Origin of the sequence: Pantoea sp. Sc1, from assembly GCF_000255315.1 — a bacterium.
Classification (GTDB): domain Bacteria; phylum Pseudomonadota; class Gammaproteobacteria; order Enterobacterales; family Enterobacteriaceae; genus Pantoea; species Pantoea anthophila.
This window is the reverse complement of record NZ_AJFP01000001.1, coordinates 426,868-451,026: the sequence shown is the minus strand read 5'-3', so window position 1 is coordinate 451,026 and position 24,159 is coordinate 426,868. Positions and strand designations below refer to the sequence as shown.

Annotated in this window: 20 protein-coding genes; 11 read left to right on the top strand and 9 right to left on the bottom strand. The window is 57.2% G+C overall.

All coding sequences use genetic code 11. The features are described 5' to 3' along the window. Positions 1–275: 275 nt before the first annotated feature. From prmA to msrP, 8 genes are all read right to left on the bottom strand, one after another. Positions 276–1,157 (bottom strand): 50S ribosomal protein L11 methyltransferase, encoded by an 882-nt coding sequence (prmA, locus tag S7A_RS02110; protein WP_009087530.1) that lies wholly within the window; start codon positions 1,155–1,157, stop codon positions 276–278. Between the two features lie 16 nt (positions 1,158–1,173). Next, positions 1,174–2,619: a sodium/pantothenate symporter gene (gene panF / locus S7A_RS02105; RefSeq protein WP_009087529.1), complete on the bottom strand. Its 1,446-nt coding sequence runs from the start codon at positions 2,617–2,619 to the stop codon at positions 1,174–1,176. Further along, entirely contained in the window at positions 2,609–2,851 is a 243-nt protein-coding gene (locus S7A_RS02100; protein WP_009087527.1) for a YhdT family protein, read from the bottom strand. Before S7A_RS02100 ends, panF begins: the two co-directional genes overlap by 11 nt. A gap of 73 nt (positions 2,852–2,924) precedes the next feature. Continuing rightward, positions 2,925–4,274 (bottom strand): acetyl-CoA carboxylase biotin carboxylase subunit, encoded by a 1,350-nt coding sequence (gene accC, locus S7A_RS02095; RefSeq protein WP_009087525.1) that lies wholly within the window; start codon positions 4,272–4,274, stop codon positions 2,925–2,927. Positions 4,275–4,285: 11 nt separating this feature from the next. Beyond that, on the bottom strand, positions 4,286–4,747 hold the full coding sequence (gene accB, locus S7A_RS02090) for an acetyl-CoA carboxylase biotin carboxyl carrier protein (protein WP_009087523.1): 462 nt from the start codon (positions 4,745–4,747) through the stop codon (positions 4,286–4,288). A 25-nt stretch (positions 4,748–4,772) separates the two neighbouring features. After that, the gene (gene aroQ, locus S7A_RS02085) at positions 4,773–5,225 is read right to left on the bottom strand and encodes a type II 3-dehydroquinate dehydratase (RefSeq protein ID WP_009087521.1); all 453 of its coding nucleotides are present in this window, start codon (positions 5,223–5,225) and stop codon (positions 4,773–4,775) included. 232 nt (positions 5,226–5,457) lie between these two features. Then, positions 5,458–6,060 carry a protein-methionine-sulfoxide reductase heme-binding subunit MsrQ gene (gene msrQ / locus S7A_RS02080; RefSeq protein WP_009087519.1) on the bottom strand — a complete coding sequence of 201 codons (603 nt, stop codon included), beginning with the start codon at positions 6,058–6,060 and terminating at the stop codon, positions 5,458–5,460. A 3-nt stretch (positions 6,061–6,063) separates the two neighbouring features. Then, positions 6,064–7,068 carry a protein-methionine-sulfoxide reductase catalytic subunit MsrP gene (gene msrP, locus S7A_RS02075; protein WP_009087517.1) on the bottom strand — a complete coding sequence of 335 codons (1,005 nt, stop codon included), beginning with the start codon at positions 7,066–7,068 and terminating at the stop codon, positions 6,064–6,066. A 284-nt stretch (positions 7,069–7,352) separates the two neighbouring features. Here msrP and csrD point away from each other — a divergent pair, with 284 nt between their 5' ends. The 8 genes from csrD (at position 7,353) to tldD (ending at position 19,862) form a co-directional block, all read left to right on the top strand. Next, entirely contained in the window at positions 7,353–9,302 is a 1,950-nt protein-coding gene (gene csrD / locus S7A_RS02070; protein ID WP_009087516.1) for an RNase E specificity factor CsrD, read from the top strand. 311 nt (positions 9,303–9,613) lie between these two features. Further along, entirely contained in the window at positions 9,614–10,657 is a 1,044-nt protein-coding gene (gene mreB, locus S7A_RS02065; protein WP_003855260.1) for a rod shape-determining protein MreB, read from the top strand. Between the two features lie 147 nt (positions 10,658–10,804). Continuing rightward, on the top strand, positions 10,805–11,827 hold the full coding sequence (mreC, locus tag S7A_RS02060; RefSeq protein ID WP_009087515.1) for a rod shape-determining protein MreC: 1,023 nt from the start codon (positions 10,805–10,807) through the stop codon (positions 11,825–11,827). Then, positions 11,824–12,312, top strand: coding sequence for a rod shape-determining protein MreD (gene mreD, locus S7A_RS02055; RefSeq protein ID WP_009087513.1), 489 nt, complete (start codon positions 11,824–11,826; stop codon positions 12,310–12,312). Before mreC ends, mreD begins: the two co-directional genes overlap by 4 nt. Before the next feature lie 8 nt (positions 12,313–12,320). Next, the gene (locus S7A_RS02050) at positions 12,321–12,914 is read left to right on the top strand and encodes a nucleoside triphosphate pyrophosphatase (RefSeq protein WP_009087511.1); all 594 of its coding nucleotides are present in this window, start codon (positions 12,321–12,323) and stop codon (positions 12,912–12,914) included. After that, positions 12,904–14,373, top strand: a complete 1,470-nt coding sequence (gene rng, locus S7A_RS02045; RefSeq protein WP_009087509.1) for a ribonuclease G — start codon at positions 12,904–12,906, stop codon at positions 14,371–14,373. Before S7A_RS02050 ends, rng begins: the two co-directional genes overlap by 11 nt. Before the next feature lie 148 nt (positions 14,374–14,521). Further along, complete coding sequence (gene yhdP / locus S7A_RS02040; protein ID WP_009087507.1) at positions 14,522–18,352, top strand: AsmA2 domain-containing protein YhdP; 3,831 nt, start codon at positions 14,522–14,524, stop codon at positions 18,350–18,352. 64 nt (positions 18,353–18,416) lie between these two features. Further along, positions 18,417–19,862, top strand: a complete 1,446-nt coding sequence (tldD, locus tag S7A_RS02035) for a metalloprotease TldD (protein ID WP_009087505.1) — start codon at positions 18,417–18,419, stop codon at positions 19,860–19,862. A gap of 33 nt (positions 19,863–19,895) precedes the next feature. On the opposite strand, the gene aaeR is transcribed toward tldD, so the two are convergent. Then, positions 19,896–20,813, bottom strand: coding sequence for an HTH-type transcriptional activator AaeR (gene aaeR, locus S7A_RS02030; protein WP_009087503.1), 918 nt, complete (start codon positions 20,811–20,813; stop codon positions 19,896–19,898). A 232-nt stretch (positions 20,814–21,045) separates the two neighbouring features. Here aaeR and aaeX point away from each other — a divergent pair, with 232 nt between their 5' ends. From aaeX to aaeB, 3 genes are read left to right on the top strand one after another with little or no spacing between them, the layout of a single operon-like run. After that, on the top strand, positions 21,046–21,249 hold the full coding sequence (gene aaeX / locus S7A_RS02025; protein WP_009087501.1) for a p-hydroxybenzoic acid efflux pump operon protein AaeX: 204 nt from the start codon (positions 21,046–21,048) through the stop codon (positions 21,247–21,249). 7 nt (positions 21,250–21,256) lie between these two features. Next, a complete protein-coding gene (gene aaeA, locus S7A_RS02020; RefSeq protein WP_009087499.1) occupies positions 21,257–22,189 on the top strand; it encodes a p-hydroxybenzoic acid efflux pump subunit AaeA in 933 nt (310 codons plus the stop codon). 9 nt (positions 22,190–22,198) lie between these two features. Beyond that, positions 22,199–24,151, top strand: a complete 1,953-nt coding sequence (aaeB, locus tag S7A_RS02015) for a p-hydroxybenzoic acid efflux pump subunit AaeB (protein WP_009087497.1) — start codon at positions 22,199–22,201, stop codon at positions 24,149–24,151. Positions 24,152–24,159 lie beyond the last annotated feature (8 nt).

The window sequence follows — 24,159 nt, the reverse complement described above, 5'->3', positions numbered from 1 at the left end:
AAAGATCAATGAAATCCGGGTGATGATCGGGTGTGTTTTTAATTACACTTTAATATCAATGATTTACTGATTTATGCTGAAATTGTGAACAAAAGTTTTTCCAGAAAAGTACGGCAATTCGCCAGATAAAAAACGTCACATGCCGTGATTAACGGTACAACTCTCCATGCCTGTCTGGAAAAGCCCGCAACTTACGCTGCGGGCTGGCTGATTGTGCTGTTTAGCCGCGTTGTGTCGGCTAGCGGCATCCCCGTGAGCTACGGCGGAGGCTGACTTCAGGATTTGATGCCGGTAATCCGGCACCACTCCTCTTTCACCGCAACCGGGTCAAGCGTGAACTGACTTTCATAGGCTTCGCAGACACCCTCCGCCTGACTCTCCAGCACGCCTGACAGGCCGAGGTGACCGCCAGACTTAGGCAGCACGCTGATCAGCGGTGCCAGCTCACGCAGCGGACCGGCCAGGATGTTGGCGACCACCACATCCGCCTGGAGGTTTTCAGGCTGCTGGTGGGGCAGATAGAGCGACAGACGATCGGACACGCCGTTGCGCTCAGCGTTGTCGCGGCTGGCCTGAATCGCCTGCTGATCGATATCAATACCGATTGCCTGAGCCGCGCCGAGCTTAAGCGCCGCGATCGCCAGGATCCCCGAACCACAGCCAAAATCGATCACCGTTTTGCCCGCCAGATCCAGCCCGTCAAGCCAGGTAAGGCAGAGGGAGGTTGTCGGATGCGTGCCGGTGCCAAACGCCAGGCCCGGATCGAGCATGACGTTGACCGCGTCCGGATCCGGCACATCGCGCCAGCTCGGACAGATCCAGAGGCGCTCACCGAAGCGCATCGGATGGAAGTTTTCCATCCACTCGCGCTCCCAGTCTTTGTCTTCGATCTGCTCGATCCGGTGACGAAAATCGGCGCCTAACAGCGGATGCTGCGCCAGCTCGGCGGTAATCAGGCTCATATCGGTTTCAGCATCGAACAGGCCGATAACATCGGTGTCGCCCCACAGGCGGGTCTCACCCGGCAGCGGCTCATAAACCGGGGTATCGTGCGTATCCTGGAAGGTCACTGAGACCGCACCGATATCCATCAGGGCATCGCTCAGCGTTTCCGCGTGTTCACCTGAGCTGTTAATTTTGATTTGAATCCACGGCATAACGTTTCTCTTTCCGTCAATGTTGCGGCGCGTCGACCGGTTGCGGCGCGCGTCCAAACAGGTTGCCCACTAAAAATGCCAGCAGGCTCAGAAGCAGCGAGGGCACGATGGGGTGAAAGCCCAGAATCTGCAGTTTCAGGCTCGCCAGAAACGTATAGCAGCCACCACCCACCACCATGCCGGTGATGGCACCTGCGGCATTGGCGCGTTCCCAGTAGAGACCGAGAACCAGCGGCCAGAGGAAGACCGCTTCAAGACCACCAAAGGCCAGCAGGTTAAGCCAGATAATCATATCGGGGGGGTTCCATGCCGCGATCAGCAGCAGGAGACCCAGGGCGAAAGTAATGGTGCCAGATAACAGTCGCAGCCGCGCCTCATTTTCCATCTGGTGCGGGGCGACCCGCAGATAGAGGTCTTTGATCAGCGTCGCCGACGCCTGAAGCAGCTGGGCATTAATCGTCGACATAATGGCAGCCATGGGCGCGGCCAGAAATAGTCCGGCCGCTAACGGCGGCAGCACGGTAATCATCAGGGTCGGAATGACGCTGTCCGGCACGGTCAGATTTGGCAGTACCGCCCGGCCAAGCGCACCGGCCAGATGCATGCCCAGCATCAGCACCACCACCACAATGGTGCCCAGAATGATCGCCCGATGGACAGCCTTACTATCCCTGTAGGAGATACAGCGCACCGCCGTGTGCGGCAACCCGATAACGCCAAAGCAGACCAGCACGATAAATGAGCTGAGGAAGGTTGGGGTGATAACCTCTCCCGGCCCCTGCGGTGAGAGCAGTGCGGGGTCGATGTCATGCAGTTTCTGAACCGCCGTGCTCAGGCCGCCCGCCTGATGAATCACCGCAAACAGCAGCAGGAAGGTGCCAATCAGCATCACAACGCCCTGCATGGCGTCATTAAGCACGCTAGCGCGAAAGCCGCCAAACGCGGTGTAGAGGGCGATCGTTCCGCCAAAAATCAGCAGGCCGGTGTCATACGGGATACCGGCAGCGGTTTCGAGCAGCCGCGCACCGCCAATAAACTGTACCGTCATGGCGCCGATAAACGCGATCAGCAGGCTCAGACTCGCCAGCCAGATCAGCAGCGGGCTCCGATAGCGCGCATAGAGCATGTCATTCAGCGTGACCGCATTGTGCTGACGCGCCAGGATGGCGAACTTTTTCCCCAGCACCCCCAGCGAAAGCCAGACAGCGGGCACCTGCACCATCGCCAGCAGCACCCAGCCCAGCCCATATTTATAGGCGGCACCGGGCCCGCCTATAAATGAGCTGGCGCTGATATAGGTCGTGGTGATGGTCATTGCCAGCACAAAACCGCCCATGGAGCGGCTGCCGAGGAAATATTCCGTCAGGAAACTGCCTTCACGCCGTTTGCGAACGGCAAATACCGACAGTGCGGCGATCAGCACCAGATAAATCAGCAGCGGCAGGATAATTTCACTGTTCATTTTTCTCCTCCAGCGGCATGTCGCGAAAAATCACCCGCACCATCAGCCAGCACAAAAAAATGAAGAACAGGGGGGCAAACAGGCAGGAGAGTTCAAACCAGCGCGGCAGACCGGTGATACCGGTGTCATTGCCACCCAGCCAGGCGGAAAGCCCCCAGACAGCGAGCCAGAGCAGGGTGAGATAGAGCGACCAGCGCGCCTCTTTATGTGCCTGTATAAAACGAGCATCCATGATTCAACCTTAACGCCCAGCGGCAAAAGAAAAAGGCCGGATTAACCGGCCTCTGACTGACTCAGCGTTGCAATTACTTCTCGTGCAAGCCGAGTTTTTTCTCCAGATAGTGGATGTTGGTTCCACCGTGCTGGAAATTCTCGTCGGACATGATTTTCATCTGCAGGTCGACGTTGGTCTTGATACCGTCGATGATCAGTTCCGCCAGGGCATTTTTCATGCGGGCAATCGCCACGTCACGCGTTTCGCCATAGGTGATCAGCTTGCCAATCATGGAGTCATAATAAGGCGGCACGGTGTAACCGGAGTAAATGTGCGACTCCCAGCGCACGCCAAAACCGCCTGGCGCGTGGAAGCGGGTGATTTTACCCGGGCTTGGCAGGAAGGTTACCGGATCTTCGGCGTTGATACGGCACTCGACCGCATGTCCGCGAATGATCACATCATCCTGTTTGATCGACAGTGGCTGACCAGCCGCAATGCGCAGCTGCTCTTTGATCAGATCGACACCGGTGATCATCTCGGTCACCGGATGTTCCACCTGAATACGGGTGTTCATCTCGATGAAGTAGAATTCACCGTTTTCATACAGGAACTCGAAGGTACCTGCGCCGCGATAGCCAATTTCGATACAGGCTTTGGCACAGCGGTTGCCGATAAAGCTGCGCAGTTCCGGCGTAATGCCTGGCGCTGGCGCCTCTTCGACTACTTTCTGGTGACGACGCTGCATGGAGCAGTCACGTTCGCCCAGATAGATGGCGTTGCCCTGACCATCGGCCAGTACCTGAATCTCGATGTGGCGAGGATTCTCCAGATACTTCTCCATGTAAACCATGTCGTTGTTGAAAGCCGCTTTGGCTTCCGCTTTCGTCATGTTGATGGATTGTTCCAGATCCTTGTCGCTGCGCACAACGCGCATACCACGACCGCCGCCGCCGCCGGACGCTTTGATGATGACCGGATAACCGATGCGCTGAGCAAAGGCACGGTTTTTTTCCATATCATCAGTCAGCGAACCGTCAGAGCCTGGGACGGTCGGGACGCCCGCTTTCTTCATCGCGTTGATCGCAGAAACCTTGTCACCCATCAGGCGAATGGTGTCCGCTTTCGGACCGATAAAGATAAAGCCAGAACGTTCAACCTGCTCGGCAAAATCGGCATTCTCAGAAAGGAAGCCGTAGCCTGGGTGAATCGCCACTGCGCCGGTGATCTCTGCAGCAGAGATCAGCGCCGGGATGTTGAGGTAACTTTTGACTGACTGCGCCGGGCCGATGCAGACGGTTTCGTCTGCCAGCAGCACGTGCTTCAGGTCACGGTCCGCGCTTGAGTGAACCGCAACAGTCTTGATGCCCAGTTCTTTACAGGCACGAAGAATGCGCAGCGCGATCTCACCGCGGTTAGCAATAACAATTTTATCCAGCATGATCTGCCCCGTTACTCGATGATAACCAGTGGCTCGTCAAATTCGACCGGCTGACCGCTTTCAACCAGAATGGCTTTCACCACGCCGGATTTGTCAGCTTCGATCTGGTTCATCATTTTCATGGCTTCGACGATGCACAGCGTATCGCCCGCGTTCACTTTCTGACCGACTTCCACAAAGGCTTTCGCATCCGGGCTCGGCGTGCGGTAGAAGGTGCCTACCATGGGTGAACGCACGATGTGACCGCTGATCTCAGCCGGTGCGGCTTCGGCAACGGCTGCAACAGGGGCCACAGCGGTGGCCAGCGCAGGCTGTTGTACCGGTGCAGCGTAAGCCTGCTGCATAACCGGGTAACCTGCGTTTGCAGGTGCGCGGCTGATGCGAACGGACTCTTCACCTTCAGAGATTTCCAGCTCAGAAATGCCAGACTCTTCAACCAGTTCGATCAGTTTTTTAATTTTACGAATATCCATGAGTGGGGTTCCGTACTCAGTTTGATTAATTAGTTTGAGACAGGCGTTTTACTGCCGTTTGTAAAGCCCATGTGTAGCCGTCAGCGCCAAGCCCGCAAATCACGCCAGCAGAGACATCAGAAAGATAGGAGTGATGACGGAAGGGCTCGCGTGCATGCACATTGGAGAGATGAACCTCGATAAACGGTATTTCTACCGCTAACAGGGCATCACGCAGTGCGACACTGGTATGGGTAAACGCGGCAGGATTAATGATGATGTAATCCACATTGCCTTTGGCCTCATGAATGCGATCAATAAGCTGAAATTCAGCGTTGGTTTGCAGGTGGCTCAACTCCACATTCAGCTGGTCTGCCTGATGCGTTAAATCGTCAACGATCTGACGCAGCGTGGTATGACCATACTTCTCAGGTTCACGCGTTCCCAACAGGTTCAGGTTGGGTCCGTTTAAAAGCAGAATATGTAATTTATGCGCCATCTTGCTGCCATCTCCCGCAATCATTGAGGCATCGCGTAAAATACCTTGCGAATCTCCATTTGTCACCTTTCACGGTGAAAAAGAAGACCCGACGAGCAATAAAGCCGGGCATTATATCCGTTTCGTGTCATTTCGCAGCAAAATACTGGTCTTATCTGCGAAGATGATCGGATGTGGCCTGCGGGCCACATCTTTTATCAGAAAACAGCAGCGGAAAACAACGGGTGAGAGCCTAGCGGGGCCACCATTTGAGAAACTTTTTGTAACGCCAGGCTAACAGTATTGCAGCAAGCAGGGCGTAGATAAGTGGCTGGGGTGACAGGATTTTTACCGACCAGATATAGTGAACCGGCACCAGGATCGCGACAAGATAGACCGCGTTGTGCAGGGTTTGCCAGCGTTTTCCCAGCCTGCGCTGCGCGCGCTGAAACGAGGTCACCGCCAGGGCCAGCAGGATAAACCAGCTGATGATGCCCAGCGTGAGATAGGGACGGGAGATCAGCTCGCTGCCCAGCAGACGCAGATTGTCCGCACCCAGCTCCAGCAGGTAATAGCTCAGCAGATGAAGAGAGGCCCAGATAAATGTCCAGACGCCCAGCAGGCGGCGGGTGCGGATTAGCAGCGGCTGTCTGCCGTAACGCGCCAGCGGTGAGACCAGCAGCGTTCCCAGCAGCAGTTTCAGCGCCATTCGTCCGGTAAAATGCTGAATATCTTTCGCCGGATCGGCACTCAGCCCGCCCTGCATCGCGGCAAAAATCAGATAAACCAGCGGCAGCAGGGCCGCCAGATGCAGGATCACCTTTAAACTGGTTATCTGTTTTAACGACAGGCGCACCACCTAGTAGTTCTCCCGTAAATCGAGACCGCGATAGAGCGAGGCGACCTGTTCGCCATAGCCATTAAACAGCAGGGTCGGCTGACGCTCGACCTTCAGGCTGCCGCCAGGGCCGATAAAGCGCTCGGTGGCCTGCGACCAGCGCGGATGATTAACGTGAGGATTCACGTTGGCGTAAAAACCATACTCATCAGCGGCAATCTGGTTCCAGGTCGTCGGCGGCTGATTGCTGGTCAGCGTGATTTTTACGATCGATTTGATCCCTTTAAAGCCATATTTCCACGGCACCGTCAGGCGAATCGGTGCGCCATTCTGCGGGGGCAGCGCTTTGCCATAGACGCCGGTCGTCAGTATCGTCAGTGGATGCATCGCCTCATCCAGACGCAAACCTTCGACATAGGGATAGTTGAGACCACCGCCAATAAAGCGATCTTTCTGGCCCGGCATCTGCTCAGGATCGTAAAGCGTCTGAAAGGCGACGAAACGCGCTTTGCTGGTGGGTTCGGCCAGCGAAATCAGTTTGTTCAGTTCGAAGCCAATCCAGGGCACCACCATCGACCAGGCCTCCACGCAGCGCATGCGATAGATCCGCTGCTCCATGGCGAACCGTTTAAAGATGTCATCCATATCCAGGGTCACGGGCTTCGCCACTTCCCCATCGATGGTCAGCTTCCAGGGCTCGGTTTTCAGCGTGCCGGCATTGGCGGCCGGATCGGCCTTATCCAGACCAAACTCATAGAAGTTGTTATAGCCGGAGACCTTATCCGCCGGGGTCAGGGTCAGCTCGGCCTGATACTGCGCCGGTTTAGTAAAGTCCAGCGGGCGGCCTGCCGGCGCTGGCGGGCGATCGTTTCCCTTGAACCAGCTGAGAATGTCGGCGTTTGCCACGCCAGGCACGCCGATGGCCGCGGCGCTCAGCCCCAGCGTTTTCAGCACCTGGCGGCGCTTCATATTAAAGATGCTTTCCGGCGTAACGTCGGCTTCAGTCAGGCAGGGTGTACGTTTCATGGGCCTTCTCCAGACAGATTCTTATCGACCAGCATGATGACTATCGCTGATGTCGGCCACTTTCGCTGCGAAAATGTGAAATTTCCTGGCTGGGCGGGGCGATGAGAATGCACTGAAAAGTGCCGGGGTTCACGTCAGCGAGACAATCCCGACGATATACTTCGGCTTCTGGCGTCCGGGCACTGCCGTCAGCGGTAAATTATGCTATTTTGCTCGCGTTTTCGTCAGGCTGACGGTACAAGGTTGGGTGATCCGGTTATCACCGCAGTAATACAGGCACAGGGATGCGATTAACCACAAAATTATCTGCGTTTATTACCTTTCTTAGCCTGCTGGCCATGTCACTGATGCTGGCTGGCTGCGCATTCAGTTTTTTCTGGTTCAGTCATCAGCGCGTGGAACATCGGGCACAGATCCTGGCGGTCCAGGTGGATCAGGCGATGCTCACCCAGACCCCGGATCAGCTGCATACCTGGCTCACGTCGATCATGCCAATCATGAATGCGGAGCAGATTTTACTGCACAACGGCAGGCAGACGCTCCTGACGCTCTCCCGCCATGAAAACCCGATGCTGGAAGATGAACCCAACCGCTTTATCCAGTTCGAGGTGCCGCTGATGCATCAGACCGGCTTACAGCTGCGGGTTGTCACTCTCGATCCTGCCAAAACCTGGCTACGCTCCATCACCGGCACCTCGACGCTGGGCATTCTGTTTACCATCATACTGGTCATGAGTCTGATGCTGCTGATGATGCATCGCTGGCTCAGCCGTCAGTGGCGTGGCATGGAGCATCTCGAAGTGCGGGCCGAGGCGATTATCAACGGCGAACGCGGCGTCATGCCGAAGCGCGGCGTGGATGAGTGGCCGCCCAGGGCGAGCCGCGCGCTGGATCTGTTGCTGGTGGATGTGCAGGAAGCCGCCGAACAGCGCGTGCGTATCGACACGCTTATCCGCACCTTTGCCGCTCAGGATGGCCGGACCGGCCTCAACAACCGACTCTTTTTCGACAATCAGCTGGCGACGCTGCTGGAAGATCAGGAAGATGTGGGCACCCACGGCGTGGTGATGATGGTGCGGCTGCCCGATCTGGATACCCTGCAGGAAACGCTGGAGCCCGCGCTGGTCGACGAGTATCTCTTTAACTTCGTCAACATGCTCTCTACCTTTGTGCTGCGCTACCCAGGGGCGCTGCTGGCGCGCTATTTCCGCAGTGATTTTGCCGTGCTGCTGCCGCATCGCAGCCTTAAAGAGGCGAACAGCATTGCCGACCAGCTGATCAACGCGGTGGATTCACTGCCGCCGATGCGTCAGGTTAACCGTGATGATTTGATTCACATCGGCATCAGCGCGTGGCACAGCGGGCAGACCGTGCCGCAGGTGATGGAGAATGCCGAAATGGCCACCCGCCGCGCAGCTTTACTGGGCGGCAACAACTGGACCAACGGTGCAGGCAATCCGCAGGACGCCGGGCGGGGGAGTGTACGCTGGCGTACCCTGCTGGAGAATACGCTCAGCCGGGGTGGTCCGCGGCTCTATCACAAACCTGCCGTCAATATTGAAGGCAAGGTGCAGCACCGGGTGATGCTGACCCGCATCTTCGACGGCGACAAAGAGGTGCTGGCCGCCGAATATATGCCGCTGGTGCAGCAGCTGGGTATGGCGGATGCCTGGGATCGCCAGCTGATGACCCGCATTGCGGCCCTGTCTGAACTCTGGCCGGAAGAGACCCTGGTCATCCCGCTGACGATGTCCTCACTCCTGCAACGATCCTTTGTGCTCTGGCTGCAGAACATGCTGCTGCAGTGCCCGAAAGGACAAAGAAAACGATTTTTATTTGAACTTGCCGAGGCAGATGTCTGTCAACACATCAACCGCTTAACACCAGTATTCCGTGCGCTTAAGGCGTTTGGTTGTCGGGTGGCGGTGAATCAGGCCGGTTTAACCGTGGTGAGCAGCGCCTATATCCGGCAGCTGCCGCTGGAGCTGATCAAGCTCGATGCCGGCCTGGTGCGCAACATTGAGCGGCGCACTGAAAATCAGCTGTTTGTGCAGAGTCTGCTGGAAGTCTGTAAATCCACCGGCATTCAGGTGTTTGCCACCGGTGTTCGCACCCGATCGGAGTGGCAAACATTAGTGTCGCTGGGTATAGCAGGCGGGCAGGGTGACTTTTTTGCCCCTTCGCTTCCGGTTAACAGTAACGTGAAGAAGTATTCCCAACGTTACCGTATTTGATGAATTGCCGTCCTGATGACGGCAATTAGCGCTTTTTTGTCATGTTAAGTCTCGTCTGCACCCATAACCCGACTGCCGGAAATGTTAAATTTTATGTCGGGAATGGAAAGGCGAAAGGCGGAGAAAAGCAGGAGTGATGGCGTCTGGTCGCCATTCTGCCGATTTCTGTTACGGGTTCAGATGACTTAAACGCAATCAGGCCTCTTTTTTCACCGAAGCAGAACGTTTTTGCGCCTTGTGGCAGCTTCGTGTGGTTGGTAAAGTAAGCGGATTTTATTTTCCGCCCCCAGCTTGCAGGATTATCCCTTAGTATGTTTAAAAAATTTCGTGGCATGTTTTCCAATGACTTGTCCATTGACCTGGGTACCGCGAATACCCTGATTTACGTAAAAGGACAGGGCATCGTGCTGAACGAGCCTTCCGTGGTCGCTATTCGCCAGGATCGTGCCGGTTCGCCGAAAAGTGTCGCGGCCGTAGGTCATGACGCCAAACAGATGCTCGGCCGTACGCCAGGCAATATCGCCGCTATTCGCCCGATGAAAGATGGCGTTATCGCTGACTTTTTCGTTACCGAAAAAATGCTGCAGCACTTCATCAAGCAGGTTCACAGCAACAGCTTTATGCGTCCCAGCCCACGCGTGCTGGTCTGCGTTCCCGTCGGTGCCACCCAGGTAGAACGTCGTGCGATTCGTGAATCCGCTCAGGGTGCAGGTGCGCGTGAAGTCTTCCTGATTGAAGAGCCTATGGCTGCCGCAATCGGTGCAGGCCTGCCTGTTTCCGAAGCGACCGGTTCAATGGTAGTCGATATTGGTGGCGGTACCACCGAAGTGGCGGTGATCTCACTGAACGGCGTGGTTTACTCCTCCTCTGTCCGTATTGGTGGCGATCGCTTCGATGAAGCTATTATTAATTATGTGCGTCGTAACTACGGTTCACTGATTGGTGAAGCGACGGCAGAACGTATTAAGCATGAGATCGGTTCAGCTTATCCGGGCGATGAAGTCCGCGAAATTGAAGTGCGTGGCCGTAACCTGGCAGAAGGTGTACCGCGTGGCTTCACGCTGAACTCCAACGAAATTCTTGAAGCGCTGCAGGAGCCGTTAACCGGTATCGTTAGCGCGGTGATGGTTGCCCTTGAGCAGTGTCCGCCTGAGCTGGCCTCGGATATCTCCGAGCGCGGCATGGTGCTGACCGGTGGTGGTGCGTTACTGCGCAACCTGGATCGCCTGCTGATGGAAGAGACGGGCATTCCGGTTGTGGTTGCTGAAGATCCACTGACCTGTGTGGCTCGCGGTGGCGGTAAGGCGCTGGAAATGATCGACATGCACGGCGGCGATTTGTTCAGCGAAGAATAATTGCCTCAACCGGTTAAGAACGCAACGATCATGCAGGGGAGTAGCATGTGAACCGGCGAAATCTGGCCGGTACAGTGCGTTCAGCCCAGGGAAGCGCGGTGGTCAGCCGCCGCTTCCTTACCCGTTGTCGAGGATCACGCAGATTATATGAAGCCGATTTTTAGCAGGGGGCCTTCCCTGCAGTTGCGTCTTTTCCTGGCGGTTGTCGTGGCGATTGCCATCATTATCGCCGACAGTCGTGTGGGGTCTTTTACCCAAATACGCAACTATCTGGATACGTCGGTCAGTCCGTTTTACTTCCTGGCGAATGGGCCACGTCAGCTGCTGGACGGCGTCTCAGAGTCGCTGGCATCCCGTCAGCAACTGGAGCAGGAAAACAAAGCGTTACGTCGTGAGCTCTTCCTGAAAAACAGTAACCTGCTAATGCTGGGGCAATATAAGCAGGAAAATGCACGCCTGCGTGAACTGCTGGGTTCACCGCTGCGTCAGGATGAGCAAAAGATGGTCACGCAGGTGATCTCTACCGGCACCGACCCTTACACCGACCAGGTGGTGATCGATAAAGGCAGCGTAAACGGTGTCTACGAAGGTCAGCCGGTCATCAGTGATAAGGGCGTGGTGGGGCAGGTCATCGCCGTCGGGCAGTTGACCAGCCGCGTTCTGCTGATCTGTGATGCGTCCCATGCGCTGCCGATTCAGGTGCTGCGGAATGATATCCGTGTGATCGCCGCCGGTAACGGCTGTACTGAAGATCTTCAGCTTGAGCATCTGCCGGGCAACACAGACATTCGCGTCGGTGATGTGCTGGTCACCTCCGGCATCGGGGGACGTTTCCCTGAAGGTTATCCGGTGGGTGTGGTCTCCTCTGTTAAAGTGGATACCCAGCGCGCTTACACGGTGATTCAGGCGCATCCGACTGCCGGTCTGCAGCGTCTGCGCTACCTGCTGTTGCTGTGGGGAGCGGATCGCAATGGCGATATGCCGTTACCGCAGGATGAAGTGCATCGCGTCGCGAACGAGCGTCTGATGCAGATGATGCCGCAGGTGTTACCGCCTGCCGGGGAGATGGGTCCGCCTGCGCCTTCTGCACAGATGGGCCCGCCGGCCCCTTCCGGTAGCAGCAGCGGACAGAGCAGCAGCACCACGCGTTCACGCGGGGGCCAGCCTTGAGTCGATATCGCAGCCAGGGACGTTGGGTCATCTGGCTCTCTTTCCTGGTTGCGCTGATCCTGCAGATCATGCCGTGGCCGGATGAGATCTACATGTTCCGCCCCTCATGGCTGCTGCTGATTCTGATCTACTGGGTGCTGGCACTGCCGCACCGGGTCAATGTCGGCACCGGATTTATGCTTGGTGCCATCATGGATCTGATCGCCGGGTCCACACTCGGCGTGCGTGCCCTGGCGCTCAGCATCATCGCCTACCTTATCGCCTTTAAGTTCCAGTTATTCCGCAACTTAGCGTTGTGGCAGCAAGCGTTAATGGTTATGGTGCTGTCACTGGCGATGGATGTCATCGTCTTCTGGGCTGAATTCCTGGTAATCAACGTTTCATTCCGACCTGAAATTTTCTGGAGCAGTGTTGTCGACGGTATTCTCTGGCCTTGGCTATTCTTGTTAATGAGAAAAATTCGTCGTCAGTTCGCTGTTCAATAAGGAAATTTATGGTAACCCTTTATCTTGCTTCCGGTTCACCGCGTCGGCGTGAGCTGTTAACTCAGCTTGGGCTGACCTTCGAGCGCCTTGTGACGGACGTTGAAGAGCAGCGTCAGCCGGATGAAGCGGCAGAGGCCTATGTGCGCCGTCTGGCCAATGACAAAGCACAGGCTGGCGTCAGACTGGCCGCGCAGGATCTGCCGGTGCTGGGCGCCGATACCATCGTGGTGCTGAATGGCAGCGTGCTGGAGAAGCCGCGCGATGCTGAGGATGCCCGCGAGATGCTGCGCAAACTTTCCGGACAGTCGCACCAGGTGATGACGGCGGTGGCGCTGGCCGATCGTCAGCAGGCGCTGGACTGCGTGGTGACGACGGATGTGACCTTCCGCACCCTGACCGCCACCGACATCGACGACTATATTGCGACCGGCGAACCGATGGATAAAGCGGGAGCCTACGGAATCCAGGGCAGGGGCGGAAATTTTGTCCGCAAAATTAATGGAAGCTACCACGCGGTGGTCGGATTACCTTTGGTTGAGACAGCGGAGTTACTCAGCCATTTCCAGTCACTGCGTGCCGTAAGGGGTCACCATGACGGCTGAATTACTGGTTAACGTCACGCCTTCTGAAACGCGGGTTGCCTATATCGACGGCGGCATCCTTCAGGAGATTCACATTGAACGTGAGGCGCGGCGCGGCATTGTGGGCAATATTTACAAGGGACGAGTAAGCCGTGTACTGCCCGGCATGCAGGCCGCCTTTGTCGATATCGGCCTGGAAAAAGCCGCCTTTCTGCACGCCTCAGACATCATGCCGCACACCGAGTGTGTCGCGGGTGACGAAAAGAAAAATTTTGTTGTTCGCGACATCGCCGAGCTGGTGCGCCAGGGGCAGGATCTGGTGGTGCAGGTGGTCAAAGATCCGCTGGGTACCAAAGGGGCCCGGCTGACCACCGACATCACGCTGCCGTCACGTTATCTGGTCTTTATGCCGGGGGCATCGCATGTGGGTGTCTCTCAGCGCATTGAGAGTGAAAAAGAGCGCGAGCGGCTCAAAGCGGTGGTGGCAGACTACTGTGACGACCTGGGCGGCTTTATCATCCGTACCGCCGCAGAGGGGATTGGAGAAGAGGAGCTGGCGCAGGACGCCGCGTTTCTCAAGCGTCTCTGGACCAAAGTCAGCGAACGCAAAAAGCGTAACCAGACCCGCTGCCTGCTCTACGGTGAGCTGGCGCTGGCGCAGCGTATTCTGCGTGATTTTGCCGGGGCCGCCCTGGATCGCATCCGGGTCGACTCCCGTCTGACCTGTGAAATGCTGGTGGAGTTTACTGCGGAATATATTCCGGAGATGGCAGGTAAGCTGGAGCTCTACAATGGCAAACAGCCTATCTTTGACCTGTTTGATGTCGAAAATGAAATTCAGCGTTCGCTGGATCGTAAGGTTGAACTGAAGTCGGGTGGCTATCTGATCATCGATCAGACCGAAGCGATGACCACCATCGACATCAACACCGGTGCCTTCGTCGGCCACCGCAATCTGGATGAGACGATCTTTAACACCAATGTGGAAGCGACGCAGGCGATTGCCCGCCAGCTGCGACTGCGTAATCTGGGTGGCATCATCATCATCGACTTCATTGATATGAATAATGAAGATCATCGGCGCCGGGTGCTGCATTCGCTGGAGAGCGCACTCAGCAAGGATCGGGTGAAAACCGGGATTAATGGTTTCTCGGCGCTGGGGCTGGTAGAGATGACGCGCAAGCGAACCCGTGAAAGCATCGAGCATATCCTCTGTCAGGATTGCCCGGTCTGTAAGGGACGCGGCACGCTGAAAACGGTTGAGACGGTCTGCTATGAGATTATGCGTGAGATTGTCCGCGTTCATCACGCCTACGATTCCGATCGCTTCCTGGTCTATGTTTCGCCGACGGTGGGGGAGGCGCTGAAAAGCGATGAGTCTCATGCCCTGGCGGAGGTCGAAATCTTTGTCGGCAAGCAGGTTAAAGTGCATGTCGAAGCGCTCTACACTCAGGAGCAGTTCGACGTTGTCATGATGTAACGCCGGCCCGCGCACTGGTTTCTCCGGCTGCCGGGCTGAAAAAACGCCCTTGTTTGGGATAAAATGCGTGTTTTACCGCTTTTGTCTGAAGACGGTCGGGTACGAGAGCCAACTATCCGTCGTTTGCGGAACACAAGGAGAGGCGTGAGTGAGGCAGTTGCCGAGGATTTTGTTACTGCTGGTCGCGGCAATCATCGTGATTGTCGCGCTGCTGGTCAGCGGATTGCGTCTGGTGATGCCGCATCTCGACAGCTATCGCAGCAACCTTCTGCAATTTATCTCCGATCGCAGCGGCGTTCCGGTCAGCGCCAGTCAGCTGCAGGGCAAATGGGAAAATTTCGGTCCCACCCTGCAGGTTCGCGATCTCAGCGTCGATCTCCACGAGAACGGCAAACTCACCATTTCACGCATCAATCTTGCCCTCGACGTCTGGCAATCCCTGCTGCACTGGCGCTGGCAGTTCCGCGACCTCACTTTCTGGCAGCTGCATCTCGACACGAATCGTCCCTTACTCGACAACGATAAAGAGAAAAACAGCTTCCGTCCGGCGCAAATCAACGAACTTTTCCTGCAGCAGTTTGACCACTTTGACCTGCGCGACAGCACCATCGGTTTCCGCACGCCATCCGGTCAGCATGCCGAGCTGGCCATTCCGCGCCTGACCTGGCTGAATGAGAAAACCCGCCACCGGGCAGAAGGGGAAGTGAGCCTGTCGAGCTTTACCGGCCAGCACGGTGTGGTTCAGGTGCGGCTCGATCTCAACGACAGCAACGGTTTACTGAATGACGGGCGTATCTGGATGCAGGCCGACGATGTCGATGTGCGTCCGTGGCTGGGTCGCTGGATGCGCGACAATACCCGGCTCGACAGCGCCCGCTTCAGTCTGGCGGCGTGGGTGAACCTGCGCGATGGCGACATCTATGCCGGCGATCTGCTGTTGCGTCAGGGCGGTGCCAGCTGGCAGGGCGAAAGCGGACCACACCGGATTGAGGTTGACGGGCTGACCGCGCATCTGTCGCGCTTCCGGAATGGCTGGGTGGTCAATGTGCCGCAGACCCGCCTCAGCACCGACGGCCAGACCTGGCCCGCCGGTCACTTCTCCCTGCTCTGGCGTCCTGAGGATAAGCAGATGTCGGGCACTGACGGCCAGCCTGAGGTCCGGGTGCGCGCCACACAGCTGGTGCTGCGTCATCTTGCCCCTGTTATTCCCCTTTTCGCACCGCTCTCTCCGGCGCTGTTTGAAAACTGGCAGAAGTTACAGCCACAGGGCACCGTTGAGGGACTGGCGCTGGATATCCTGTTAGATCAGCCAGAAAAGACCCGCCTGCAGGTGAAATGGCACGATTTCAGCTGGCAGCAGTGGAAGCTGCTGCCGGGCATCAGTCGGTTGAGCGGGGAGGCTCGCGGCAGTCTGAGCAATGGTCAGGTCAGTGTGGCGATGGGAAAAGCCACCGTCCCCTATGGTGACATGTTCCAGGCACCGCTGGAGATTAAACGGGTCACCGGGGCGCTGCGCTGGCTGCGCGATGAACATGGCCTGACGCTGGCGGGTGAGGATCTGGATCTGCAGGCGCGCTCACTCCGGGCGCGGGGCGACTTCAGTTATCAGCAGAACCGTGGCGCGGAGCCGCGTCTCGATATTCTGGCCGGTATCCGGGTCACGGATGCAGGCGATGCCTGGCGCTATTTCCCGGTGCCGCTGATGGGCAGGGGACTCACGCACTATCTGAGCGGGGCCGTGAAGGGGGGCAAAGTCGACAACGCCACGCTGCTGTTTGCCGGTAACCCGGCGCTGTTCCCGTTTAAACACAACGATGGCATGTTCCAGGTCTGGGTGCCGCTGCGCCAGGCAACCTACGCGTTTCAGCCCAAATGGCCGGCGATCAGCAATCTGGATATCGACCTCAACTTCCTGAATGACGGATTGTGGATGCATGCTCCGGTCGCCCGGCTGGGTGACGTCGAAGCGCACAACGTCAGCGCGGTCATCCCTGACTATCTGAAAGAGAAGCTGATCATCGATGGGGATATCCATGGCGAAGGCCCGCAGGTCGCGGACTATTTTCAGCAGACTCCGCTGAAGTCGTCGCTGGGTGCCGCACTGGAGCAGCTGCAAATCACGGGCGGCGTAGGGGGGCATCTGAATCTCGATATTCCGCTGGACGGTAAGCAGGTACACGCGCGCGGCAATGTCGATCTGCATAACAACTCTCTGTTTATCAAACCGTTAAAAACGACTATCGCTAACCTCTCTGGCCGCTTCCGTTACGATAACGGCAATCTGGCCAGTGAAGATTTGCAGGCGAACTGGTTTGGTCAGCCCCTGGGCGTCCGGTTCAGCACTACCGAGAACCCGGATGATTTTGGCGTTAACGTTAAACTGCAGGGCGACTGGCAACCGGCCAGAATCAGCCCGATTCCGGCCGCCGTCAGTAAGCAGCTGGGCGGACATCTGCCCTGGCAGGGGAACGTCGATATCACGCTACCCCATCATGGCGGAGCGCGCTATGAAGTTGCCCTGAACGGCAATGCAAAAGAAGTGAGTAGTCGCTTACCTGCACCGCTCGACAAGAAAGCCGGTGAGACGATGCCGGTTACCATTGAGGCCAGCGGCGACCTGAACCACTTCGATCTCAGCGGCAGCGTCAGCGCAAACCACCGTTTTAACAGCCGCTGGCTGCTGGAGCCGACGCTGCGCGTGGATCGCGGCATCTGGCTGAATGATGCCCAGAAGAAACCCGCGCTGCCTGACCATGCCGGAATGGTGCTGAATCTGCCTGCGCTGGATGGCGAAGACTGGGTCGGGATGCTGGCAGCCGGAGGCGCAACGGGCGGCAGGTCGTCAGGTGGCGGCAGCGATTTCCAGACCGGCGGCGTGACGCTGCCCGGCAATATCACGCTGCGCAGTCCGGCGGTCACGCTGGCGGGGCAGCAGTGGCATGAGGTTGAGGCGACGCTGGCACAGCGTTCAGCCGGCAGTGGCAACGTCAGCGTCAGGGCGCAGGAGCTGCGTGGTGAGCTGTCGATGGCACCACAATCCCCGTGGCAGGTGAATCTGGATTACCTTTATTACAATCCGCAGTGGAACAGCGAGACGACGAGAGGCAGCAAAGCGAGCACTCAGCAGGCCAGTAATATTAATTTCAGTCAGTGGCCGGCTCTGCAACTGCGCTGTAAAGAGTGCTGGGTACTGGGGCAGAAATATGGTCAGGTCTCTGCGATGCTGCAACCCAAAGGGGATACGTTAGCGCTTACTAACGGCAAGGTGGATACCGGCAGTTCACAGCTGAAAATCAGCGGGGAGTGGGTAAATCGCCCGAACGACCCGCGCACCTCGCTGAAGGGCACGCTGAAAGGTCCTAACATCAATAATGCGACCAACTGGTTTGGTGTGAATACGCCGCTGCGTGATGCGCCATTCGACATTGCCTATGACCTGCACTGGCGGTCGGCGCCTTGGCAGCCCTCCGCAGAGACGCTGAGTGGCACCCTGAAAACACACTTTGGTAAAGGCCAGATTGCGGATGTGGACACCGGCACGGCTGGCAAGATCCTGCGACTGGTGAGCTTTGATGCATTGCTGCGCAAGCTGCGCTTCGATTTCAGCGACACCTTTACCAACGCGTTCTACTTCGATTCGATTAATGGCACGGCCTGGATCGAGAATGGCGTGATGCGCACCGATAATCTGCTGGTGGATGGGCTGGAAGCTGACATCGCTATGCAGGGCAATCTCGACCTGGTGAAGCGTCAGATCGATATGGAAGCGGTGGTGGCGCCGGAGATCTCCGCCTCCGTGGGTGTCGCGACCGCCTTCGCGATTAACCCGGTGGTGGGCGCGGCGGTTTTCGCCGCCAGTAAGGTGCTGGCTCCCTTGTGGAACAGGATATCGTTGCTGCGTTATCACATCAGCGGGCCGCTGGATAAACCGGAAATCAATGAAGTGCTGCGTAAATCGCGTGAAACAGACAACAAGTGAATTTGACGCCGTACCGGAATTACCGCAGGCTATGATTATCTGAGCACATAATGAGTGAGAAACGATGACTCTGAACCTGGTAAGTGAGCAGTTACTGACTGCTAACGGCATTAATCAGCAGGACCTATTTTCCCTGTTAGGGCAGCTTTCAGAACGTCGTCTGGATTATGCCGATCTCTATTTTCAGTCCAGCTTCCACGAATCCTGGGTGCTGGAAGACAAAATCATTAAAGATGGCTCTTACCATATCGACCAGGGCGTGGGCGTTCGCGCGGTCAGCGGTGAAAAAACCGGCTTCGCCTATGCAGACCAGATTACGCTGAATGCGCTGCGTCTCTCCTCTGACGCCGCTCGCAGCATTGTCCGTGAACAGGGCAACGGCAAGGCACATACACTTTCTGCCGTCATGAACCGTTCGCTTTACCCGGCGGTCGATCCGCTAAACAGCCTGACGCGTGAAGAGAAAATTGCGCTGCTGCATCGCGTTGACCAGGTGGCCCGTGCGGCGGACCCGCGCGTGCAGGAGGTCAATGCCAGTCTGACCGGCGTTTACGAGCAGGTGCTGGTGGCTGCGACGGATGGCACGCTGGCGGCGGATGTCCGTCCGCTGGTGCGTCTCTCTGTCAGCGTCCAGGTGGAAGATCAGGGTAAGCGTGAGCGCGGCGCCAGCGGCGGCGGTGCACGCACCGGTTATGCGTTTTTCCTGGCCGATGAGAATGGCGAAGTGCGTGCAGACGCCTGGGCGCGTGAAGCCGTTCGCATGGCGCTGGTTAATCTCTCTGCCGTGGCGGCCCCGGCGGGCGCATTGCCGGTGGTGCTGGGCGCGGGCTGGCCTGGCGTGCTGCTGCATGAAGCGGTGGGGCACGGTCTGGAAGGCGACTTCAATCGCCGTGGCACCTCCGTGTTCAGCGGTAAAATCGGTCAGCAGGTCGCGTCAGAACTCTGCACCGTGGTGGATGACGGCACCCTTGAAGGGCTGCGGGGTTCACTGGCGGTCGATGACGAAGGCGTGCCGGGTCAGTACAACATGCTGATTGAGAATGGCGTGCTGAAAGGCTACATGCAGGACAAGCTGAATGCGCGACTGATGGGCGTCAGCCCGACCGGTAACGGTCGCCGCGAATCCTATGCGCATCTGCCCATGCCGCGTATGACCAACACCTATATGCTGGCCGGCAAATCAACGCCGCAGGACATCATCGAAAGCGTTGAATATGGCATCTATGCGCCCAACTTTGGTGGCGGTCAGGTGGATATCACCTCCGGCAAGTTTGTCTTCTCCACCTCAGAGGCCTATCTGATTGAGAAGGGCAAGATCACCAAACCGGTTAAAGGTGCAACCCTGATCGGCTCCGGTATTGAAGCGATGCAGCAGATCTCGATGGTCGGCAATGACCTGGCGCTGGATAAAGGCGTGGGCGTCTGCGGCAAAGAGGGGCAGAGCCTGCCGGTCGGTGTGGGTCAGCCAACGCTGAAGCTGGACAAACTCACCATCGGCGGCACCGCCTGATGTGACCCCGACAACCCGCCCGCTGGCGGGTTGTCAGCTTTTGCGGTGCAGCTGATACTGTTCCGCAACCTGCTCAAAATAGCCGGTCAGATAGTCGATACAGACCTGTACCTTGAGCGGCAACTTATCCTTCTCGGTATAGAGCGCATAGACCGGTCGCGGATCGGACTGATATTGCGGAAAGAGAATATCGACCTCACCTGCGGTGATCTCATCAATCACCCACATCATCGGCACATAGGCGATGCCGTTACCGGACTTCAGCCAGCGTAACAGCGTCAGCGAATCATTGGTGACAAACCGTCCCTGCGGTGCCAGCCGGGTGACGATGCCTTCTGGCGCAATCAGCTCGAAGTTGTTGTCGGGCCGAACGCTGTATTCCAGCCAGGAAAAGTTATCAATATCCCCCGGTTTCTCCGGCGTGCCATGCTGCGCCAGATAGCTCCTGGCGGCGCACACCACCATCGGCATCGCGCCAAGGCGACGTGAAAACAGGCTGGAATCTTTTAAGGCCCCGACCCGAATCACCAGGTCCAGACCGTCCGCGATCAGGTCCGGAGCGGGGACGCCGGTCACCAGGTTTACGCTCAGCCCCGGATAGTCGCGCAGCATATCGCTGGTCATGCCCGCTAACACGTTCTGTGCCATGGTTGAGGAGCTGCCGATACGCAGCACCCCAATGGGCGTGTTGTTAAACGCATAAAGCTGTTCATGCACCTGCGTCGCTTCCGCCAGCATACGGCGGCAGCCCTGATAGTAGATTTTGCCCGCTTCGGTGAGCCCGATACTGCGGGTACTGCGATTCAGCAGCTTAACCTGTAACGTATCTTCCAGCTTTGCGACGATCTGGCTGATTGAGGAGACACTCAGATGAAGCTGACGCGCCGCAGCGGTAAACGAACCAAGTTCGACCACTTTGGCGAAGACAGACATGCCCTTCAGTCGTTCCATTATTTACTCTGGCTTAAAAGTGATTTAGATCACATTCTGTAGAAAACTTATAGTCAGGCGCGTTATTATAAGCGCGCCGGGGTATCTCCCGGTGACTCTTCATTGCCTGATGCCCTGTGATGATACGCTATTATTAAGCCAGCTGCGGTTTGTATCGCGCTGTCAGCTGGGTTTGCTGTGACAGCTGAAAAGGCAAAGGAGACTCCCGGCAAGGTTGAACTAAGGATTTCTGATGAGTGTGCTTCCGGTATTTGTCATGTTTGGGCTCTCGTTTCCGCCCGTATTCATCGAACTTATTCTCTCACTGATGCTGTTCTGGTTAGTGAAACGTGTGCTGACGCCGAGCGGTATTTACGATCTTGTCTGGCATCCGGCACTTTTTAATACAGCGCTTTACTGCTGTGTGTTTTACCTTGTCTCCCGTTTATTAGTCTGAGGTTTAAGTGAAAGCACTCATAAGAAAAATCGCGCGTTACGCGATTACACTCCTGCTGGTTATCATTGCTGTGGTTATCATCTTCCGTGCCTGGGTGTTCTATACCGAATCCCCCTGGACGCGTGATGCGCGCTTCGCGGCAGACGTAGTGGCGATCTCACCTGACGTGACCGGCCTGATCACTGATGTTCCGGTGCACGACAACCAGCTGGTGAAGAAGGGCGACACGCTGTTTGTGGTTGACCGTCCACGCTATCAAAAGGCGCTCGAGCAGGCTCAGGCAGACGTGGAATATTACCAGGCGCTGGTGAGTGAGAAACGGCGCGAAGCTGGCCGCCGTAACCAGCTCGGCACTTCGGCGATGTCGCGCGAGGCGATTGAGCAGTCCAACAACGATCTGCAGACCAGCGAACATCAGCTGGCGAAATCGGTGGCGACACGCGATCTGGCGAAGATCGATCTGGAGCGCACCACCGTGAAAGCGCCCTCCGATGGCTGGGTCACCAACCTGAATGTCTATCAGGGCGAGTTCATTACCCGCGGCTCTGTGGCGGTCGCCCTGGTGCAGCAGCACTCCTACTATGTGCTGGCCTATCTGGAAGAGACCAAGCTGCATGGCGTAGAGAAGGGCTTCCGTGCGGAAGTGACGCCACTTGGCAGCAACATTGTGCTGCGGGGGACCGTAGATAGTGTGGCGGCCGGTGTCACCAACAGCAGCAGCTCGGTTGACAGTAAAGGTATGGCAACGGTCGATTCCAACCTGGAGTGGGTCCGTCTGGCGCAGCGTGTTCCGGTGCGCATCCGTCTGGATCAGCAGCCCGGCAACCGCTTCCCGGCCGGGACAACGGCTACCGTGGTCATTACCGGTCAGGCTGATCGTCAGCCTGAGCAGGTTTCACCGATGGTCCGCCTGTTTAATCGCCTGCGTGAGTTTGGTTAAGAGGGCGATATGATTGAGTTCCTGCGGTTCCCGGTAAAGCTGACCTTTGCGCTGGTGTTAGCGCTGATGGTCGGCTTTCACTTCAACCTCGAAACGCCGCGCTGGGCGGTGATGACTGCCGGTATTGTGGCGGGCGGCACCGCGTTTGCAGCGGGGGGCGATCCCTATTCGGGGGCGCTTCGCTATCGTGGCGTTTTGCGTATTATCGGGACCTTTATCGGCTGTATCGCCGCGCTGACCATCATGATTGCCACCGTTCGTGCGCCGGTTGTGATGCTGCTGCTGTGCTGCATCTGGGCAGGGCTCTGCGTCTGGCTCTCTTCACTGATTAAAGTTGAAAACTCTTACGCACTGGGACTGGCGGGCTACACCGCGCTGATTATCGTGGTGACCGCTGACGCCAGCGGCGGTCTGACCCTGGTGCCGCAATATGCGGTCGAGCGCTGCAGTGAAATCGTGCTCGGCATTCTGTGTGCCATTCTGGCCGACATGATCTTCTCACCGCGCTCGATCAAAAAAGTGATCGATGCGGAGGTCGACTCGCTGCTGGTGGCGCACTATCAGCTGCTGCAGCTCTGCGTCGCCCACGGTGACAAAGAGGAGGTCGATAAAGCCTGGAGCGCGCTGGTCCGGCGCACCACTGCCCTTAACAGCATGCGCAGCCAGCTGATGATGGAGTCGTCACGCTGGAAGAACAGTAACCGCCGGCTGCAGATGCTTAATACCCTGTCGCTGACCCTGATTACGCAGGCAGCCGAAACCTTTCTGATCCAGAATTCGCGTCCGGACTACATCCCCCCTCAGTATCGCCTGATGATTGAGAAGCCTGCCACAACGGTTGACGAGGTGCACAAGCGGATGAAGGTGATGCGGCGGGTGATGGGGGCCAGAGACAAAACGGCCCCGGTGACGCTGAGCAGCTGGGTGGGTGCCGCGACGGAATATCTGCTGCTGCTGAAAGGCATCCGAAGTAACAGCCGGATCACGTCGCTGGAGGAGGAGATCCTGCAGCGCGAGGTGGTGATTCAGGCGCGCTCCGCCGAAACACACCATGCGATGATCAACGGTATCCGCACCTTTGTGGCGACCGCGCTGGGCTCTCTGTTCTGGCTCTACACCGGCTGGACGTCGGGCAGCGGCTGTATGGTCATGCTGGCGGTTATCACTGCACTGGCGATGCGGATGCCTAATCCACTGATGATGGCAAAAGATTTTCTCTACGGCATGACGGTTGCGGTGCCGCTGGGCGCGCTCTACTTTATGTATGTGCTTCCCTCGACCCAGCAGAGCGCACTGCTGCTCTGCATCGCCATCGGCCTGCTGGGCTTTATCGGTGGCATCTTCATTCAGCGGCGTCAGCTCGGCACGCTGGGGGCGCTGATTGGCACGCTTAACGTGCTGGTTCTCGATAATCCGATGCAGTTCCACATCAATGTCTTTCTCGACAATGTGCTCGGCCAGGTCATCGGCTGCTTTGTGGCGATGATGGTTATCCTGCTGATTCGAGATAAATCGAAGGCCCGTACCGGCCGTAAGCTGCTGAACCGCTTCATGTACGCAGCGGTTTCGGCCATGACGACTAATCAGGCGCGTCGGCGTGAAAACCATCTGCCGGCCCTCTATCAGCAACTGTTTCTGCTGCTGAACCTGTTTCCGGGCGATATCAATAAATACCGTATTGCCCTGACGCTGATCATCGGTCATCAGCGGCTGCGTGACGCAGACATCCCGATCAACGCGGATCTCTCTGCTTATCACCGGCAGCTGCGCTATACCGCTGACCGGGTCATCTCTGCCAGCAGCGATGACAAGCGGCGCTACTATTTTGAACGCCTGCTGAAAGAGCTGGATCTCTATCAGGAGAAACTGGTCCATTACGAGGCGCCTGTCAGCGTTACGGAACCGGTAAAACGCCTGGCCGTGATGCTGGATAAGTACCAGAACACGCTCATCCAAATCTGAATCTGGCC

Bases quoted from the DNA above. Each gene is read 5' to 3' on its own strand.
- csrD (WP_009087516.1), top strand. From the start codon at position 7,353: ATGCGATTAACCACAAAATTATCTGCGTTTATTACCTTTCTTAGCCTG.
- rng (WP_009087509.1), top strand. From the start codon at position 12,904: ATGACGGCTGAATTACTGGTTAACGTCACGCCTTCTGAAACGCGGGTT.
- S7A_RS02050 (WP_009087511.1), top strand. From the start codon at position 12,321: ATGGTAACCCTTTATCTTGCTTCCGGTTCACCGCGTCGGCGTGAGCTG.
- tldD (WP_009087505.1), top strand. From the start codon at position 18,417: ATGACTCTGAACCTGGTAAGTGAGCAGTTACTGACTGCTAACGGCATT.
- accC (WP_009087525.1), bottom strand. From the start codon at position 4,274: ATGCTGGATAAAATTGTTATTGCTAACCGCGGTGAGATCGCGCTGCGC.
- mreB (WP_003855260.1), top strand. From the start codon at position 9,614: ATGTTTAAAAAATTTCGTGGCATGTTTTCCAATGACTTGTCCATTGAC.
- msrP (WP_009087517.1), bottom strand. From the start codon at position 7,068: ATGAAACGTACACCCTGCCTGACTGAAGCCGACGTTACGCCGGAAAGC.
- panF (WP_009087529.1), bottom strand. From the start codon at position 2,619: ATGAACAGTGAAATTATCCTGCCGCTGCTGATTTATCTGGTGCTGATC.
- aaeX (WP_009087501.1), top strand. From the start codon at position 21,046: ATGAGTGTGCTTCCGGTATTTGTCATGTTTGGGCTCTCGTTTCCGCCC.
- S7A_RS02100 (WP_009087527.1), bottom strand. From the start codon at position 2,851: ATGGATGCTCGTTTTATACAGGCACATAAAGAGGCGCGCTGGTCGCTC.
- aaeR (WP_009087503.1), bottom strand. From the start codon at position 20,813: ATGGAACGACTGAAGGGCATGTCTGTCTTCGCCAAAGTGGTCGAACTT.
- mreC (WP_009087515.1), top strand. From the start codon at position 10,805: ATGAAGCCGATTTTTAGCAGGGGGCCTTCCCTGCAGTTGCGTCTTTTC.
- prmA (WP_009087530.1), bottom strand. From the start codon at position 1,157: ATGCCGTGGATTCAAATCAAAATTAACAGCTCAGGTGAACACGCGGAA.
- accB (WP_009087523.1), bottom strand. From the start codon at position 4,747: ATGGATATTCGTAAAATTAAAAAACTGATCGAACTGGTTGAAGAGTCT.
- aroQ (WP_009087521.1), bottom strand. From the start codon at position 5,225: ATGGCGCATAAATTACATATTCTGCTTTTAAACGGACCCAACCTGAAC.
- aaeB (WP_009087497.1), top strand. From the start codon at position 22,199: ATGATTGAGTTCCTGCGGTTCCCGGTAAAGCTGACCTTTGCGCTGGTG.